Genomic DNA, 19063 nt, shown 5'->3' with positions numbered 1-19063 from the left:
AGATCCGTTCTTAGGTGTTTTTTTTGTTTCATTTATGAGCAAACAGAAGATATAGTTGTATTATATTTCATTATTTGATATTCTGATGTATATTTATTAATTATTTGAGAGGCGGGTATGCAATGACATCAGTTTTTAAAGGACGCAGTTTTTTAGCAGAGAAAGATTTCACAAAAGAAGAACTGCAATATTTAATTGATTTTTCCCAGCACTTAAAAGGGATGAAAGCCAACAATCAACCACATCGCTACTTAGAAGGAAAAAATATTGCGCTTTTGTTTGAAAAGAATTCAACACGGACGCGAGCAGCCTTTACGGTTGCAGCGGTGGATTTGGGGGCGCATCCGGAATTTTTAGGGGCCAATGATATTCAGTTGGGGTCTAAAGAATCCGTTGAAGATACCGCCAAAGTATTCGGACGCATGTTTGACGGGATCGAGTTTCGCGGCTTTAGCCAACAGGTCGTCGAAGATCTGGCCAACTATTCAGGCGTGCCTGTTTGGAATGGCTTAACGGATGACTGGCATCCAACACAAATGATCGCTGACTTTTTAACCATTCAAGAAAACTTCGGTGAACTGACTGGCTTGACCATCGCATACTGTGGGGATGGGCGCAACAATGTCGCCAATTCTTTGTTAGTGACGAGTGCGATTTTAGGGGTCAATATTCATGTCGTCACCCCAAAGGCCTTGCAGCCAGAAGCAAACATTATCGAACAAGCACAAGCCTATGCTCAGCACTCTGGCGCAAAGATCCTGGTGACGGATGACGTGGATCAAGGTGTTTTAGGCGCTGATGTCGTGTATACCGATGTTTGGGTTTCAATGGGCGAAGAAGAAAAATTTCAAGAGCGGATCGAACAGTTGCTGCCTTATCAAGTAAACCAATCGCTGATGGAAAAAACGCAAAATGACCAAGTGATTTTTATGCACTGTTTACCGGCTTTTCATGATGACCAAACTATTTATGGCAAAAAAGCAGCGCAGGCGTATGGGATTTCTGAGATGGAAGTCACTGACGAGGTCTTTCGTAGCAAGTATGCTCGTCAATTTGATCAAGCCGAAAATCGTTTGCACTCAATCAAAGCGATCATGGCAGTGACTGCCGGGGATCTATTTATTCCTAAAGTATAAAAATAAAATTTTTGAAAAATGCCAGAATCTCGCTAGCCAAACAAACATTTCTTTGCTATACTTTCTGGGAAGTAAATAGCCTTGATTTGATGAAACAAGAGAAGTAGCGATTCGAGTATCAGTTAGCGAGTTCGGGGTGGTGGAAGCCGAATTGATCAGATTGTGAAACGCACTTGTGAGAATTTGCTAAGCAAACGGAATTCTGCCGTTATCAGAAAAAAGTGGGTCCGAAAAGGACAATCAGAGTGGTACCGCGGGAAATCTCGTCTCTAGTGCAAGTTATGCGCTAGAGGCTTTTTTGTTTTTATCAATCATTTCTTGCATGAAAAACATACAACTGTTTGCTTGCTTCAAACAACGTTTCATCAAAAAATGGGTTCAGTCATTATAGGAGGGATACTATGAATAACAAAGAAATCGTCGCACAAGCGATCCATCAAGTAGTAAAAGAAGATCTATCGATCGAACAAGTTCAGCAATTACTGGAAAATCCAAAGTCAGCCGACCATGGGGATGTGGCATTCCCAGCCTTCTCGCTAGCAAAAGTCTATCGGAAAGCGCCGCAGCAAATTGCCGCAGACTTAGCAGAAAAAATCGATCAAGCGTCTTTTGAAAAAATTGAAGTGGTCGGTCCGTATTTAAACTTCTTTATGGATAAAAAAGCAATCTCTGCCCATGTCTTAGAGCTGGTTCTCAAAGAAAAAAATCATTTTGGCGATCAAACCATCGGCAATCAGCAAGCAGTACCGATCGATATGTCTTCACCAAATATTGCCAAACCCATCTCAATGGGGCATTTGCGTTCCACTGTGATTGGTAACTCGATCGGCTTTATTTTAGAAAAAATCGGTTATCAGCCAATTCGCATCAACCATTTAGGCGACTGGGGCACACAATTTGGGAAATTGATCGTTGCCTATAAGAAGTGGGGGTCAGAAGAAGCGGTCAAAGCGGAACCAATCAACGAACTATTACGTTTGTATGTTGATTTTCATGAAGCAGCCGAGACAGATAAGCAATTAGAAGATGATGCGAGAGCTTGGTTCAAGAAACTAGAAGATGGTGACCAAGAAGCAATGGATTTGTGGCAATGGTTCCGTGATGAATCATTAAAAGAATTCAATAAAATCTATGATATGTTGGAAGTTTCCTTTGATTCGTTGAATGGCGAAGCTTTCTATAATGATAAAATGACAGAAGTCGTGGAATTATTAGAAGAAAAACACTTGCTAAAAGAAGACCAAGGGGCAGAAATCGTTGATTTGGCTGCCTATGACTTAAATCCGGCGTTGATCCGTAAGTCCGATGGTGCGACCCTTTACATCACACGGGATATGGCTGCAGCGCTTTACCGCAAACGGACCTACAATTTTGCAAAATCATTGTACGTGGTAGGGAATGAACAAAGTTATCACTTCAAACAATTAAAAGCTGTTTTGAAGGAAATGGGCTTTGAGTGGGCAGATGATATGACCCACGTGCCATTTGGGTTGATCACCAAAGATGGGAAAAAACTGTCTACAAGAAAAGGCAAGATTGTTCTTTTGGAAGAAGTATTGAATGAAGCGATCGATTCAGCGAAAGAACAAATCACTGAAAAGAACCCAACACTTGAAAACAAAGAAGAAGTAGCAAAACAAGTCGGTGTCGGGGCAGTCGTTTTCCACGATTTGAAAAATGACCGTTTGAATAATTTCGACTTTACGCTAGAAGAAGTCGTCCGTTTTGAAGGAGAGACCGGACCATACGTGCAATACTCTCATGCCCGTGCCATGAGCATTCTTGAAAAAGCCAACTTTGATCCCGCTGCTGTCAGCAGTCTGGCGTTGGCAGACGCTGAGAGCTGGGAAGTTATCAAATTGATTCAGCGCTACCCAGAAACGGTCATGCAAGCGGCGGAAAAATATGAACCATCCGTCATTGCCAAACATGCCATCAAGTTGGCACAAGCCTTTAACAAGTATTATGCCAATGTCAAAATCTTAGCCGAAGATACGGAAAAAGACGCACGTCTAGCTCTTGTTTATGCAGTAACTACTCTATTGAAAGAAGATTTACGGTTGCTTGGTTTACACGCACCCGACAAAATGTAACAAAAAAAGCTGTGCTTCTTGTTTCGACAAGGGCACAGCTTTTTTGTAGTGAAGAATGCAGCTAGATCCTATAGCTGTTTTTGCGCTATAAGACCGCGTGGTTTCTGATAAATTGATAAAAAGTTTCAGCGTCTTCGTCGCTGCGGGAAATCACCGCTACTGTATCAAAGCCCGCCAACGAGCAAACTTTTTCTGGCATGGTCACTTCATCGATCGCTGCCGAAAGCAAAGGCGCATTGTCCGCAACGGTATGGATCAAGGTCATGAATTGCACACGATCTACTTTAGTGACAACGTCTTCGATCATCTGTATCAAACGCTGCTCTTCTTCTTTTTCATCCTCAGAAGCTTGCATTCCTTGAAAAATGACAAACTTTGTCTGACCTGACTCATCGGGCACTTTCACGATTTTCAAATCACGAATATCGCGAGAAATAGTCGCTTGCGTGGCGGAGACGCCTTGGACTTCCAATTGCTGCAATAATTCTTCTTGCGTGCGTACAGTATGTTCAGTAATGATTTGTCTAATAAGTAAATGGCGATCAGCTTTTCGCATAGGTAAACTCCTTTAAGCATGATTGATTAAGTCAGCCTTATCATAGCAGATAACGCCGAAAAAACCTAGATATTATAAGAAAAGATTTAGAGTGTTAAAAAAAGCTGGACCGCGGATCGTAGTTTTTCATTTGAATCAGTTGCATTTCTTTTTTAGCTACTGTATACTGTTTAAGGCGTGAGTTTTTCACGTCAATCCCACATCTTGTTCCATCTGCGAAGCGGTGCTGATCGATTCAGTTCTTCAAGGAGTAAAAGAGCAAGAGAGGAAAACAAAAAACCAAATTGGAGGAAACACAACATGGCAGTAATCTCAATGAAACAATTACTTGAAGCCGGCGTACACTTTGGTCACCAAACTCGTCGCTGGAACCCAAAAATGAAGAAATATATCTTCACAGAAAGAAACGGCATCTACATCATTGATTTGCAAAAAACAGTGAAATTAGTAGACGCAGCTTACGACTACATGAAAAATGTTGCTGAAGAAGGCGGCGTTGCATTGTTCGTAGGTACTAAAAAACAAGCACAAGAAGCAATCAAAGAAGAAGCAATCCGTTCAGGTCAATACTATGTTAACCATCGTTGGTTAGGTGGAACATTGACAAACTGGGAAACAATCCAAAAACGTGTTGCTCGTTTGAAACAAATCAACAAAATGGAAGAAGATGGTACATTTGCTGTTCTTCCTAAAAAAGAAGTCGTTGGCTTGAACAAAGAGCGCGAACGTCTTGAAAAATTCTTAGGCGGTATTGCTGATATGCCAAGAATTCCAGATGTAATGTACGTTGTTGACCCACGTAAAGAACGTATCGCGATCCAAGAAGCACGCAAATTAAATATCCCGATCGTAGCGATGGTCGATACAAACTGTGATCCAGACGAAATCGATGTTGTTATCCCATCAAATGATGACGCTATTCGTGCCGTTAAATTGATCACTGCGAAAATGGCAGATGCTTTCATCGAAGGTAACCAAGGCGAAGACCAAGTAGCAGAAGAAGATTTTGCTGCTGAATCAACAGAAAACGCAACTTCAATCGAAGAAATCGTTGATGTTGTCGAAGGCGACAACGCATCAGCTGAATAATAAATGATGGAGCTGTTTCAAAGGCTAGGCGCCAAGCCTCACTCTCCTTTGAAACAGCTTTTTTTAAAGACAAGCAATCTTGTTTAAAAACATTTAGGAGGAAACAAAAAATGGCAGAAGTAACAGCTAAATTAGTAAAAGAATTACGCGATATGACTGGTGTAGGAATGATGGACGCAAAACGTGCATTAGTTGAAGTAGAAGGCGACATCGAAAAAGCCGTTGACTTATTACGTGAAAAAGGTATGGCAAAAGCTGCGAAGAAAAACGACCGTATTGCTGCTGAAGGTTTAGCATCTGTAGCAATCAACGGCAACACAGCAGCAATCGTTGAAGTGAACTCAGAAACTGACTTCGTTTCTAAAAACGAAATGTTCCAAGACTTAGTAAAAGAAATCGCTGAAGTAATCGCAGCGAACAAACCAGCTGATATGGATGCTGCTTTAAAATTAGAAACCTCTAAAGGCACAATGGATGCTGCGTTGATCGAAGCAACACAAGTAATCGGAGAAAAAATCAGCTTCCGTCGTTTTGAAGTTGTTGAAAAAGATGACAATGCTGCTTTCGGCGGTTACCTACACATGGGCGGACGTATTGCGGTATTGACTGTTCTTGAAGGAACAACTGACGAATCAGTTGCGAAAGATGTTGCAATGCACGTTGCAGCGATCAACCCTCGCTACGTGAACGAAGCACAAATCTCTCAAGAAGAATTGGATCATGAAAAACAAGTCTTGACAGAACAAGCATTGAACGAAGGCAAACCAGCGAACATCGTTGAAAAAATGGTTGAAGGACGCTTGAAGAAATTTAAAGCAGAAATCGCTTTGGTTGACCAACCATTCGTTAAAGACCCAGATATGACAGTTGAAAAATATGTTGCATCAAAAGGCGCAACTGTGAAATCTTTTGTCCGCTTTGAAGTCGGCGAAGGTATCGAAAAACGCGAAGACAACTTCGTTGAAGAAGTAATGAGCCAAGTGAAAAAATAATTCTGTTCCTCGAACAGATGGGAACGCATGGAAGTGCGCTCCCTTTTTTTAAGCAAAAACGGTTTTTGAAGAAATAGTGTAGATAATTTTCAACGAAAGAGCACCAATATGCTACAATAGAATTGGAGAATGTACGGAGGAATCATGATGGGCAAACCAAAATATCAACGTGTTGTATTAAAATTAAGTGGTGAAGCATTAGCGGGTGACGAAGGCTTTGGGATCAAACCACCGACCATCCAGGAGATCGTTAAAGAGATCAAGGAAGTCCACGAATTAGGTGTACAGATGGCGATCGTGGTCGGCGGCGGAAACATTTGGCGTGGACAAATCGGTGCGCAAATGGGGATGGAAAGAGCCCAAGCTGATTACATGGGCATGCTAGCGACTGTGATGAATGCTTTAGCATTACAAGATACACTAGAAAACGCTGGTGTACCAACGCGTGTCCAAACTTCAATCGAGATGCGTCAAATCGCTGAGCCTTATATTCGTCGTAGAGCAGAACGCCACTTAGAAAAAGGACGGGTCGTCATTTTTGCTGGCGGAACCGGGAATCCTTATTTCTCAACTGATACGACCGCAGCCTTACGGGCAGCTGAAATCAACGCCGATGTCATTTTGATGGCAAAAAACAATGTTGATGGCGTCTACTCAGCAGATCCTAAAACGGATCAAAGTGCTGTGAAATTTGAAGAATTGACTCATTTAGAAGTCATTTCCAAAGGATTGCAAGTAATGGATTCAACCGCAAGTTCATTAAGTATGGACAACGATATTCCATTAGTCGTATTCAACTTGAATGAGCATGGAAACATTCGCCGCGCCATTTTAGGTGAACATATTGGAACGACAGTAAGGGGGAAATAACATGGCTGACAAAATTTTAACAGAAGCAAAAGACAAAATGAAAAAAGCAGCAGAAAACTTGCAGCGGGAACTAGGACAAATCCGTGCTGGCCGCGCGAACGCGAGCATCTTAGACCGCGTAATGGTTACTTACTATGGTGTACCAACACCCTTGAACCAAATGGCTTCAATTACGATTCCAGAAGCAAGAATTTTGATGATCACACCTTTTGACAAAACAATGATCCAAGAAGTTGAAAAAGCCATCATGCAAAGTGATATTGGTATCACGCCTGCCAATGACGGAACAGTGATTCGTTTGGTGATTCCTCAATTAACGGAAGAACGCCGTAAAGAATTAGCAAAAGACGTGAAAAAAGAAGCTGAAAATGCGAAAATCGCCGTCCGTAACATTCGTCGGGATGCCATGGAAGCTTACAAGAAACAAGAAAAAGCTGGCGACATCACAGAAGATGATTTGCGGGAATCTGAAAAAGAAGTGCAGACTGCTACAGATAACAGCATCAAAGAAATCGATGCCATCGCAGCTGAAAAAGAACAAGAATTACTTGAAGTTTAAAAGGAATGACGAAGAGTCGCTTCAGCGGCTCTTTTTTTATGGGCGAAACTATCTCATGTACTTGAATATGACAGCTGTTTTTTTGTTTTTTCTTAATATGGAAATCTTTTCTTGGTTTTCATAGGCAAGAAATCTGATTATTGTTATAATGTAAAAGATGAATTTCAAGAATTGGAAGAGGAGCGAATACGATGCTGCGTTTTTTTCCACAAAAAGACAAATATATCAAAGAAGCGGCTGAACATGAATTTGATCCATCACTGCCGATTCCCCAACACATCGCGATCATTATGGATGGTAACGGCAGATGGGCGCAAAATCGGCGCTTGCCAAGAGTAGCTGGCCACAAAGAAGGCATGGAGACGGTAAAGAAAATCACGAAACACGCTTCACACTTAGGTGTGAAGGTATTGACGCTTTATGCATTTTCGACAGAGAATTGGAAACGGCCGAACGAGGAAGTAGACTTTTTGATGCAACTACCAGTCGACTTTTTCGACACCTTTGTTCCTGAGCTAATCAAAGAAAATGTTCAAGTCAAAGTGATGGGGTTCACGGATTCTTTACCCCTACACACGCAAGAAGCGGTCAAGCGAGCGATCGACCAAACCAAAGACAATACGGGAATGATCTTGAATTTTGCTTTGAATTATGGCAGCCGCGCAGAAATTTTGACAGCTGTCCAAGCGCTTTATGAAGAACTCTCGGCTTCCGGCGAAGCCCTACCAGAGCTCACGGAAGACATGCTGGGGACGCATTTGATGACTGGTTTTTTACCAAGCCCTTTGTGGGATCCTGAATTGGTGATTCGAACGAGTGGTGAGGAACGTGTCAGTAATTTCTTGTTATGGCAGATTGCATACAGCGAGTTATTCTTTACGAAGGCGCTCTGGCCTGATTTCGATGCTGCGTTATTAGAGGACGCGATTGGGAGCTTTCAACAACGAAACCGGCGTTTTGGCGGTTTGAAAACAGAGGAGGAAGAAGAGTGAGACAACGTGTAATCACTGCGGTCGTCGCATTAGCCTTTTTCCTGCCAATTATTTATGTTGGCGGCATTGCCGTCGAATTGCTGGCAGCAGCAATGGCAGGAATTGGTGTTTATGAATTATTTCGGATGAAAGGACTAGCTATTTTCAGTTTTGAAGGAATTCTTTCAATCCTCGGAGCGGTGATCTTAGTTTTGCCTCAAGAACGCTGGTTTTTCTTTTTGCCAGAGGGGACAGATAAAAGTGCCTTGTACTATCTGATCGTTCTTTTGTTACTAGGGATCGCGGTTATTTCGAAAAATACGTATACCATCGATGAAGCTGGGTTTCCGGTGATCGTTAGCTTATATACCGGTGTCGGGTTTGAACGTTTCTTGACGGCACGGTCAGCAACGGATGGATTAGTTGTTTTAGTTTTCGGGCTGTTTATCGTGTGGGCAACGGATATTGGGGCTTACATGGTGGGACGGCGTTACGGCCAACGAAAATTATGGCCGGAGATTTCTCCTAATAAAACCATCGAAGGGGCCCTAGGCGGGATTGCTGCTGCGGTGGTCGTAGCTGGTTTGTATCTATTAGCATTTCCTGGGAAAGATTATTTTGGACACGGTAGTGCCATCATGATTTTATTGACGGTCCTCTTTTCGATCGCTGGGCAATTTGGTGATTTAGTGGAATCCGCGATCAAACGTCACTATGGCGTGAAGGATTCAGGGAATATCCTGCCAGGTCACGGAGGAATCTTAGATCGCTTCGACAGCATGTTGTTTGTGTTTCCAATCATGTATTTATTCGGTGTCTTTTAGAAAATTTTTAAGAAGTGCAGGCTTGGCTTGCGCTTCTTTTTTTAAATTCTTGTTACAACGGGAATGTGAGTTCCTCAACGGGAACCGGTGTGATAAAATAAGGAAAGGCTGCCCTGAATGAGAGGGATGCTGTGAAAGAGAGGAACGAGCATGAAAACGATACTTGTATTTATCATTATCTTTTCCGTGGTGGTAGTGATTCACGAATTTGGACACTACTTCTTTGCAAAACGGGCAGGTATTTTAGTAAGAGAGTTTGCCATCGGTATGGGGCCTAAATTGTTCGCGCATCAAGCGAAAGATGGGACGACCTACACGATTCGGATGCTGCCATTAGGCGGGTATGTCCAAATGGCAGGCTGGGGCGAAGATGAGACCGAATTAACGCCTGGCATGCCAGTCTCCTTGGTTCAAGATGCAACTGGCAAAGTCACCAAAATCAATACAAGCAAAAAGATCCAATTGCCGCAAGCGATCCCCATGGAAGTGACCGACTTTGACTTGGAGGAGAAGTTGACGATCACTGGCTTCATCAACGGCAATGAACAAGAAGCGGTTACGTACGCTGTGGATCATGACGCAACGATCATTCATGAAGATGGCGTTGAAGTTCGGATCGCACCAAAAGACGTTCAATTCCAGTCTGCAAAGCTGTGGCAACGAATGCTGACGAATTTTGCAGGACCGATGAATAACTTTATTTTATCCTTGGTTTTATTCACTGGGTTGGTGTTTGCGCAAGGTGGTGTCGCGAATCAAGATGCAACCGTCGTGACAGGAATCGAAGCAGGAACCCCGGCTGCTGAAGCCGGGCTGCAAAATGGCGACGAAATCCTAGCAGTTGAAGGCGTCGATGTTTCCAACTGGTCAGAATTGACGACAGAGATCCAAAAGTACCCAGCTACTCAGATTACTCTAGAAGTCAAACGAGGAGCGGAAACACTTGATTTGACAGCAACTCCTGCGAGTCAAGAATCAGGGGAGACCACGATCGGTTTCTTAGGGATCACGGCTTCGTTAAAAACTGGGATCGGAGACATCTTACTGGGTGGCTTACAAACGACCATTGACAATTCGCTGGTTATTTTTAGAGCAGTCGGCAACTTGATCGCCCAACCAGATATCAATAAATTGGGCGGACCGGTAGCGATTTTCCAACTGTCTTCTCAAGCCGCATCGCAAGGTGTCACAACGGTGATCGCCATGATGGCGATGATTTCCATCAATTTGGGGATCTTTAATTTATTGCCGATTCCTGGATTAGATGGTGGGAAACTGGTTTTAAATATTTTAGAAGGTGTGCGAGGCAAGCCAATCAGTCAAGAAAAAGAAGGCATCATTACCCTGATTGGGTTTGGGTTTTTGATGCTGCTGATGGTTCTCGTTACCTGGAATGATATCCAACGTTTCTTCTTTTAAAAATAAGACGCACAAGCAAATCAATTGTTGATCGGGTGAACATGATTTTTTGTAGCAAAGGAGAAAAAAATGAAACAGTCAAAATGTTTGATTCCGACATTGAGGGAAACCCCCAGCGATGCGGAGACGTTAAGTCATCAACTGTTAGTTAGGGCAGGGTATATTCGACAAGTGGCGGCAGGCATCTATGTCTACTTGCCATTAGCACAAAGGGTGTTAGAAAAGATCAAACGGGTCATTCGTGAGGAGCTGGCAGAAATCGATGCTGTGGAGATGGCGATGCCTTCTTTGCTTCCGTATGAACCATGGAAGGAGTCTGGACGGGCCTCACTGTATGGTGAGTCTTTGTATCGGTTGACAGATCGAAACGAACGAGAGATCGTTTTAGGGCCCACTCACGAAGAGCCGTTCACGACATTGATCAAAAACGAGATCACGTCTTATAAGCGACTGCCTTTGAGCTTATATCAGATCCAAACGAAATATCGGGACGAACAGCGGCCGCGTTTTGGATTGATTCGCAGCCGTGAATTTATCATGCAAGATGGCTATTCTTTTCACGCCGATGAAGCCAGCTTAGATCAAACCTATAATCGCTACGAAATGGCTTACCATGCCATATTGAAACGCTGTGGGATCGAGTATCGGGCAGTGGTCGGGGATAATGGCTTGATGGGTGGCCGAGATTCAAAAGAGTTTTTGGCATTGTCTGGAATCGGCGAAGAGCTGATCTGTTATTCGACTGAAAGCGACTATGTCGCCAATTGGAAACTAGCAACTAGTCAGTATATCGCTAAAAAATCTCATGAGACCTACTTAGAGTTACAAAAAGTCGTTCATAAAGAATCATTATCGTTAGAGGAACTGGCGAAAACACACGATACGGATTTGCAAAAAATCGTTCAAGTATTTTTGCTGCTCGTTGACGAGCAAGTCATTATGGTATTGCTTCGAGGTGATCACAGTCTCAATGAAACAAAAATCAAGCATTTTTTAGCGGCTGATCAAGTGAAGGTCCTGACTGCTGAAGAAGCCGAGTCCTATCTGACCAGTGACACACAACTTCGCAGCCCCATTGAGCTTGCTGATTTGATCCAATTGTATGCGGATCAGCATGTCCAAGATATGGCGAATCTGATCGTACCAGCTGCAGAAAAACAGAGCTATTTTCTCAATGCAAATGTAGGCCGTGATTTTCAACCACTAGCCTTTGCCGATTTTCGCTTGGTTCAAGAAGGCGATCCTTCCCCAGATGGAAAAGGAACCTTAACCTTTACGCGAGGAATCGAAGTTGGGCATATCTTCAAGTTAGGAACCAAGTACAGCGAGGCCCAAGAAGCGACGGTTGTCGATGAAAATGGCGATGAACAACCAATCATCATGGGCTGTTATGGTCTGGGCGTTTCTCGGCTGCTTTCAACAATCGTCGAACAATACGGCAATGAGTTTGGGATCGATTGGCCCCAAGAAATTGCCCCATTTGATGTGCATATCATCCAAACGTCGATTGAAGATAGCTATCAAAATGCCTTAAGTGAAGAAGTAGAAGAAATGATGAACCAAGTCGGCTATCAAGTATTGGTGGATGACCGCAATGAACGTGCAGGGGTCAAATTTGCAGATGCCGATTTGATTGGTTGTCCGATTCGCTTGACCATCGGTAAAAAAGCCGTAGAAGGCATCGTGGAGATCAAAATCAAGCATACTGGCGCAACCGTTGAAGTGAGGAAAGAAGAAGTCGCTTCGACCTTGACGATTTTATTAGCCAACCAAGAATAAATCGGAACAAATGGTAGATCGAGAGAGGAATTCCTTTCTCGATTTTTTAATGAAAGTGAAGACAAAAAGAGGTATACTAGTGAGTACTGAGAAAAGGAGGATCTTCAATTGTCAAAAGAAAGAGAGACCTTTGAGATATTATTAGACCAAATTGCAGCTGCCCCAAATCTTCGGCAGCATCCATTGATGCAAACTGCCCAAATCAGACAAGTAACCGTGCATCGACAATCAAAAGCGTGGACGTTTTATTTCCAATTTGAACGTTTATTACCGGTGATGGTGTATCAATCCTTTAAACAACACATTGAACTAGCGTTTAAAGAAATCGCGGAAGTTCGCATTGTCATTGAAGCTCAAGATGGTTCCTTTGATGAGCAGTTCATTCAAGAATACTGGCCATTAGCGTTAGCCAATCAAAATTGTGATCGGCCGTTAGTTCATCAAGTGATCAAAAATCAAATACCTATGATTCAAGAGAACAAAGTGATTTTACCCGTCAACAATGATGCGGTCATCACGATTTTGCAGCAACAGTACTTACCGATCATTGAGGAAAATTATGGGACTTTCGGGTTTCAAAAATTTCGGATCTTGCCGCAGTTAGACAAAGAACAGGCTGAGGCAGCCTTGAAAGAACTTGAAGCACGAAAAGAAGAACAAACGGCAGCCTTCCAATTGCAAGCCGCTGAGAACTTAATGGCCCACGAGCAACGCAAAAAAGAAGTAAAAACCGTCGAATTTGACGGACCAATTGCCTTGGGACGTAATATTCCTGCCGATGAACCTGTGACACCGATGATCAATATCATTGAGGAAGAACGCAGAGTTACGATCCAAGGGTATGTCTTTGATAAAGAAGTTCGAGAATTGCGTTCAAAACGGAAGATTTTGATTTTGAAAATCACCGACTATACGTCGTCGTTTAGTGTGAAAAAATTCTCCAATAATGAAAAAGATGAACAAGTCTTTGATGCCATTGCTAAAGGTAGTTGGGTCAAAGTGCGTGGTAGTGTTCAAGAAGATACTTTTATGCGAGATCTCGTTATGAATGCGCAAGATTTGCTGGAAGTCAAACACGAGGCCCGCAAAGATTATGCACCTGAAGGCGAAAAACGGGTCGAACTTCACCTGCATTCCAATATGAGTACGATGGATGCAACCAACAATGTGGCAGACTTTGTCGCTCAAGCTGGCAAGTGGGGCCATAAGGCGATTGCGATCACCGATCATGGTGGCGCACAAGGGTTTCCTGATGCCCATCACGCCGGAGAAAAAGCTGGGGTAAAAATTCTTTACGGTGTGGAAGCCAATATCGTGGATGACGGGGTAGCGGTTGCCTATAATCCGAAGCCTGTCCCACTGACTGATGCCACTTATATCGTGTTTGACGTGGAGACCACCGGATTGTCTGCAGTGTACGACACCATCATTGAATTGGCCGCTGTGCGGATGCATAAAGGCAACGTGGAAGGCTCCTTTGATGAATTCATCGATCCTGGCCATCCTTTATCACGAACGACCGTAGAATTGACGGGGATCACCGATGAAATGGTTCGGGGGTCAAAATCGGAAGAAGAAGTCTTACGTTTGTTCCGTGAGTTTTCTGAAGGAGCCATTCTAGTTGCCCACAATGCGTCATTTGATATGGGCTTCTTAAATACAAGTTATCGAAAATACGGTATTCCAGAAGCAGAAAATCCCGTCATTGATACATTGGAACTCGCTCGTTATTTGTATCCAGAGTTTAAGCGATTCGGTTTAGGTGTCCTTTCCAAAAAATTCGGCGTTAGTTTGGAGCAACATCACCGAGCGATCTACGATGCCGAGGCAACCGGTCATTTAGCGTGGATCTTTGTCAAAGAAGCGATGGAAAAACATGACATGCTGCTGCACGAAGATTTGAACCGACACGTTGGGGGCGAGAACTCCTATAAAGCAGCTCGGCCTTTCCATGCCACGATCTTAGCCCGAACACAGGCGGGATTGAAGAATTTATTCAAGCTGATCTCGATGTCGAATGTGAAGTACTTCCATGATAAAGTCCCGCGGATCCCGCGCTCAGAATTGGTGAAATTGCGGGAAGGATTGTTAGTCGGAACCGCTTGTGATAAAGGGGAAGTCTTTGTCGCAATGATGCAAAAAGGGGTTGATGCAGCGCGGGAACTTGCTAAGTTTTATGACTATATCGAAGTCATGCCCAAAGCAGTTTATGCCCATCTCCTAGAAACGGAGCTCGTGAAAAGCGAAAAAGACCTAGAAGACATTATTCGGAATTTGATCCAAATGGGTGAGGAGTTAGGGAAAATCGTTGTTGCTACTGGGAATGCCCACTACCTGAACGAAGAAGATGCCATTTATCGTAAGGTCTTGATCAATTCGATGGGGGGCGCCAATCCCTTGAATCGACATAGTTTACCGGATGTACACTTCCGAACAACCGATGAGATGCTGACCGCTTTTCAGTTTTTAGGACCGGAAGTAGCGAAAGAAATTGTGGTGACGAACCCAAATAAAATCGCTGATCTCTGTGAAAAAGTCATTCCGGTAAAAGATGATCTGTATACACCAAAGATTCCCGGATCTGAACAAGAGATCACCGACTTGAGTTACAACCGTGCCAAAGAGCTATACGGTGATCCATTACCAGAAATTGTGGAAAAACGTTTGAAAAAAGAGCTTGATTCGATCATTGGGAATGGGTTTTCCGTGATCTATTTGATCTCACAAAAACTGGTTCATAAAAGCAATCAAGACGGCTACTTAGTAGGGTCACGGGGATCAGTCGGTTCTAGTTTCGTAGCAACGATGACTGGGATCACTGAGGTCAATCCATTAGCCCCTCATTATTATTGTCCCGATTGCCAGTATTCTGAGTTTTACGAAGACGGCTCGTATGGTTCTGGTTATGATATGCCAGAGAAAAAATGTCCAAAATGCGGCACACGTCTGAACAAAGATGGCCATGATATTCCTTTTGAAACCTTCCTTGGTTTCCATGGCGATAAAGTCCCCGATATCGATTTGAACTTCTCTGGGGAATATCAGCCAGAGGCCCATAACTATACGAAAGTGCTCTTCGGCGAAGAATATGTCTATCGTGCCGGAACGATCGGTACAGTAGCCGATAAAACAGCCTTCGGTTTCGTAAAAGGCTTTGAGCGCGATCATAATCTCCATTATCGAGCAGCTGAAGTCGATCGATTGGCTAAGGGTGCAACTGGCGTCAAACGGACAACTGGTCAGCATCCGGGGGGAATCATCGTTATTCCAGACTATATGGATGTCTATGATTTCACGCCGATTCAATACCCAGCAGATGATCAAAATTCAGAATGGAAAACGACCCACTTTGATTTCCATTCCATTCATGACAATATTTTAAAACTGGATATCCTGGGACACGATGACCCAACGGTGATTCGGATGCTGCAGGATTTATCAGGAATCGATCCTAAAACGATCCCCACGGATGATCCGGAAGTGATGCGTATTTTTGGTGGTACGGACGTGCTAGGTGTGACTGAAGAGCAGATCTACTCCAAAACAGGTACATTAGGCATCCCAGAATTTGGGACCCGATTTGTGCGGGGGATGTTGGATCAAACCCATCCATCGACGTTTGCAGAGCTCTTGCAGATCTCTGGTCTTTCCCATGGTACCGATGTATGGTTGGGTAATGCCGAAGAACTGATTCGTCGCGGAGATGCCAGTCTAGCAGAAGTAATCGGCTGTCGGGATGATATCATGGTGTACTTGATCCATGCTGGCTTAGATGACGGGATGGCCTTTAAAATCATGGAGACGGTTCGTAAAGGGCAATGGAACAAGATCCCTGACGACTTGCGGGACACTTACTTGCAAGCGATGCGGGAGAACAATGTCCCTGAATGGTATATCGATTCTTGTTCGAAGATCAAGTACATGTTCCCGAAAGCCCATGCGGCGGCGTATGTTTTGATGGCGTTGCGGGTGGCTTACTTTAAAGTGTACTTCCCAATTCTCTATTACTGTGCTTATTTCTCTGTCCGGGCGGATGATTTTGATTTGATTGCCATGTCAAAAGGAAAAGACGCCGTAAAAGAACGGATGCAAGAAATCACTGACAAAGGATTGGATGCGTCAACGAAAGAAAAGAATCTGTTAACCGTTCTGGAGTTAGCCAATGAAATGTTAGAGCGCGGTTATGAATTTGGGATGATCGATCTGTATAAATCGGATGCGGAAAACTTCGTGATCGACGGAAAAAAATTGATCGCACCATTTCGAGCAGTGCCGAGTTTGGGACTAAACGTAGCGAAACAAATCGTGGAAGCACGGAAAAATGGTCCTTTCTTATCGAAAGAAGATCTCGCCAATCGCGGGAAAGTTTCTAAGACTTTGATTGAATACATGACGGATAACGGTGTTCTAAAAGATTTACCTGATGAAAATCAGTTGTCGTTGTTTGATATGTTGTAAACCACCGGCTGTTCACTTAAGATAAAAAAAAGCACATCATCATAATGGCTAGTATAGCTAGTTTCTGCATGATGTGCTTTTTTGTCTTGTTTGTGAAATCGATCTAAGCAGCCACAATCTGACGAAAATCAGAAAGATCGTGGTCTATTGTGGGAAATCATAGGGGCCAGCCTTGGTAGCGAATCAATCGAACCTTTACCATACAAAGAGGAGAAAAATACTCGTTACCGAAAGAAGTGAATGCCTTTGGTAACGAGTATTTTTCGACAAAGTTCGTTAAATAGCTAAAAAAAGAAAAAAAGCAAAACAGGCAAATACACCATGTACAGTAAGACGGAATAGCCTAAACATGAAGTTGCAAACTCTTCATCCCCTTGGTAGTTTCGTACAAGGATCGGGACAGAGTTTTGGACGGGCATAGAGGCTTGAATAATAAACACAGAAAGCATCAATTCAGGAACAGGGATGATTCTGCTTAACAGCCACACAACGAGGGGCGAAAGAACGAAACGACCAAACAAGACACCGACAATGTCTTTCGTCATTCGCAAATTTTTGAGTCCCCCAAAGTAGACGATGATTCCGATAATAAACATTGATAAGGGTGTCGTCAAATCTGCTAGATAGCTTCCAAGGCCATCAACAAATGAGGGCAGCGGTAAGGTGAATAGCATCCAGATCAAACCGATGATGAAACCAATCAAGGCTGGTGAAAAAATCTTTTTTAGCATGACCAATGGATGAAAGGAAATCCGGGCTTCACCAAAATCAGGATTGTCTTTTGCTAACTCAAAAATACCGATGGTCCAAAATAATGTCGTATTTACAATATAGTACAACAACACATAAGGAACAGCTTTTTCACCAAAAATAGCTAAATTGATCGGTAAGCCGATGAAGATCGTATTGGAAAAGGTAAACATGGCGGAAAATGCGCCTTGGTGTTTGGCTTCAACTTGCGCGAAACGTCGCCATAAATAACCAGCGAAGTAAGTGATCATCATGGAAAGTAATGGGATGATCATCCCCGAAACCAATGAAAGAAATTCATCTTTCGTAAAGTTTTTAATAATCGTTAAAAACATATTGGCTGGTAATGAGACATTTAATACCAATTTTGAAAACGTATCGGCGGTTCGATTAGAAAACCATTGTTTGTAAGACAACCAATAACCGATAAACATGAGACTGAAAATGACAAAAATATTGATATATGCTTGAAACATGTGCTCACCTCTCATTTACTATAGCGAAAGGCAGAAGAAGAAGCAACTGATTCCCATTTGAAAACAACAAAAAACCAAACCACTCATTGAGCGATTTGGTCAAGAATTACTAACGTTGCTGCTTGCCTGCGTTACGACCTTTTCCACTAGGCTTTGTCGTGTTCAACGCTTTTTTGACAGCTTCTGTTTTTTCAGGAGTTACATCTTTGCGAGGCGTAACCACCGTTTTTGGCGGATTGGCTTTCATTTCTGCTTCGACTTGGGCACGAATTTTTGGTTTCATGATGACATTCGTGATAAATGTTTGGATACAACTGAAGACCCCACCGACTACCCAATAAAGTGTCACACCAGCTGGTGCACTCATTGACATGAAAACGATCATCAATGGAGAAACGATCAACATGGTTTTCATCGTTTTTTTCTGTTCTTCCGGAATCCCAATGGTTGAGATGTATCCTTGTGCCAGGTAGGAAATACCAGCAATCGCCACAAAGAGGATGCTTGGGTCACCTAATGATACGCCAAAGAACTCAGAGTTTTGGATTCCTTGTGTGTAACGGGCGGTGAAGTAGAGGGCAGAGAAGATCGGCATCTGAATCAGTAAAGGCAAACAACCGATACCGCCAAACATACTGACGTTGTTTTCAGAATAGATTTTTTGCATCTCCGCTTGCGCTTGCATTTGTTCTTCCCGAGTGGTTGCTTTCTTCAAATTGGCTTGCGCAATATCCACTTGAGGTTTCAGAAACTGCATTTTTTCACTTTGAATCATCGTTTTTCGAGACTGATGGATCCCTAATGGTAAGATAATGACGCGGACAACGATCGTTACGGCGATGATCGCCCAGCCGTAAGACCAGTTGAAGTTTTCAACGAGCATCGTGATCATATCACCTAAAGGTTTCACCAAAAAGCGATAAATCATTCCTGTTTCTTTCGGCGTACCATCAGCATTGGTACTGACACAGCCTGATAATGCTAATAACAGGCCAAATAATCCTGATGAAAGCAGCCATTTATTCATTTTAGACATTCTATTCTTCCTCTTCACAATAAATTTAGACAAAAATAACTATACTAAAAAAGAC

14 protein-coding genes and 1 other annotated feature are annotated in these 19063 nt (G+C 43.1%); of the genes, 11 read left to right on the top strand and 3 right to left on the bottom strand.

The window, feature by feature from the left end; translation table 11 throughout:
• Positions 1-122: 122 nt before the first annotated feature.
• Entirely contained in the window at positions 123-1136 is a 1014-nt protein-coding gene (argF, locus tag IGI88_RS01070) for an ornithine carbamoyltransferase (protein WP_429960116.1), read from the top strand.
• An 80-nt stretch (positions 1137-1216) separates the two neighbouring features.
• Positions 1217-1410, top strand: a binding site (T-box leader).
• A 127-nt stretch (positions 1411-1537) separates the two neighbouring features.
• Positions 1538-3229, top strand: coding sequence for an arginine--tRNA ligase (argS, locus tag IGI88_RS01065; RefSeq protein ID WP_005237000.1), 1692 nt, complete (start codon positions 1538-1540; stop codon positions 3227-3229).
• An 85-nt stretch (positions 3230-3314) separates the two neighbouring features.
• On the opposite strand, the gene IGI88_RS01060 is transcribed toward argS, so the two are convergent.
• Positions 3315-3785 carry an arginine repressor gene (locus IGI88_RS01060; protein ID WP_005236999.1) on the bottom strand — a complete coding sequence of 157 codons (471 nt, stop codon included), beginning with the start codon at positions 3783-3785 and terminating at the stop codon, positions 3315-3317.
• Positions 3786-4085: 300 nt separating this feature from the next.
• Here IGI88_RS01060 and rpsB point away from each other — a divergent pair, with 300 nt between their 5' ends.
• The 9 genes from rpsB to IGI88_RS01015 all read left to right on the top strand — a co-directional run bounded on the left by rpsB (position 4086) and on the right by IGI88_RS01015 (position 16746).
• A complete protein-coding gene (rpsB, locus tag IGI88_RS01055; RefSeq protein WP_005229426.1) occupies positions 4086-4874 on the top strand; it encodes a 30S ribosomal protein S2 in 789 nt (262 codons plus the stop codon).
• 110 nt (positions 4875-4984) lie between these two features.
• Entirely contained in the window at positions 4985-5866 is an 882-nt protein-coding gene (tsf, locus tag IGI88_RS01050) for a translation elongation factor Ts (RefSeq protein ID WP_005229432.1), read from the top strand.
• Positions 5867-6013: 147 nt separating this feature from the next.
• Entirely contained in the window at positions 6014-6736 is a 723-nt protein-coding gene (gene pyrH / locus IGI88_RS01045; protein ID WP_005229433.1) for a UMP kinase, read from the top strand.
• A 1-nt stretch (position 6737) separates the two neighbouring features.
• Positions 6738-7295, top strand: a complete 558-nt coding sequence (gene frr, locus IGI88_RS01040) for a ribosome recycling factor (RefSeq protein ID WP_005229434.1) — start codon at positions 6738-6740, stop codon at positions 7293-7295.
• 191 nt (positions 7296-7486) lie between these two features.
• On the top strand, positions 7487-8287 hold the full coding sequence (locus IGI88_RS01035; RefSeq protein WP_429960115.1) for an isoprenyl transferase: 801 nt from the start codon (positions 7487-7489) through the stop codon (positions 8285-8287).
• Entirely contained in the window at positions 8284-9090 is an 807-nt protein-coding gene (locus tag IGI88_RS01030) for a phosphatidate cytidylyltransferase (protein ID WP_005236992.1), read from the top strand. The genes IGI88_RS01035 and IGI88_RS01030 overlap by 4 nt, the downstream gene beginning before the upstream one ends.
• A gap of 150 nt (positions 9091-9240) precedes the next feature.
• Complete coding sequence (gene rseP, locus IGI88_RS01025) at positions 9241-10509, top strand: RIP metalloprotease RseP (protein ID WP_005236991.1); 1269 nt, start codon at positions 9241-9243, stop codon at positions 10507-10509.
• A gap of 69 nt (positions 10510-10578) precedes the next feature.
• Complete coding sequence (locus IGI88_RS01020) at positions 10579-12288, top strand: proline--tRNA ligase (RefSeq protein WP_429960114.1); 1710 nt, start codon at positions 10579-10581, stop codon at positions 12286-12288.
• Positions 12289-12396: 108 nt separating this feature from the next.
• Positions 12397-16746 (top strand): PolC-type DNA polymerase III, encoded by a 4350-nt coding sequence (locus tag IGI88_RS01015; protein ID WP_301389315.1) that lies wholly within the window; start codon positions 12397-12399, stop codon positions 16744-16746.
• Positions 16747-17030: 284 nt separating this feature from the next.
• On the opposite strand, the gene IGI88_RS01010 is transcribed toward IGI88_RS01015, so the two are convergent.
• Together IGI88_RS01010 and yidC are read right to left on the bottom strand one after the other, a co-directional pair.
• Complete coding sequence (locus IGI88_RS01010) at positions 17031-17972, bottom strand: AEC family transporter (protein WP_034872197.1); 942 nt, start codon at positions 17970-17972, stop codon at positions 17031-17033.
• Positions 17973-18081: 109 nt separating this feature from the next.
• Complete coding sequence (yidC, locus tag IGI88_RS01005) at positions 18082-19008, bottom strand: membrane protein insertase YidC (protein ID WP_086299625.1); 927 nt, start codon at positions 19006-19008, stop codon at positions 18082-18084.
• Positions 19009-19063: the final 55 nt, after the last annotated feature.

Source organism: Enterococcus sp. AZ179 (assembly GCF_050498885.1).
GTDB lineage: Bacteria > Bacillota > Bacilli > Lactobacillales > Enterococcaceae > Enterococcus_D > Enterococcus_D entomosocium.
Note: the sequence above shows the minus strand (reverse complement) of the source record. Positions and strands in the feature narration are given on the sequence as shown.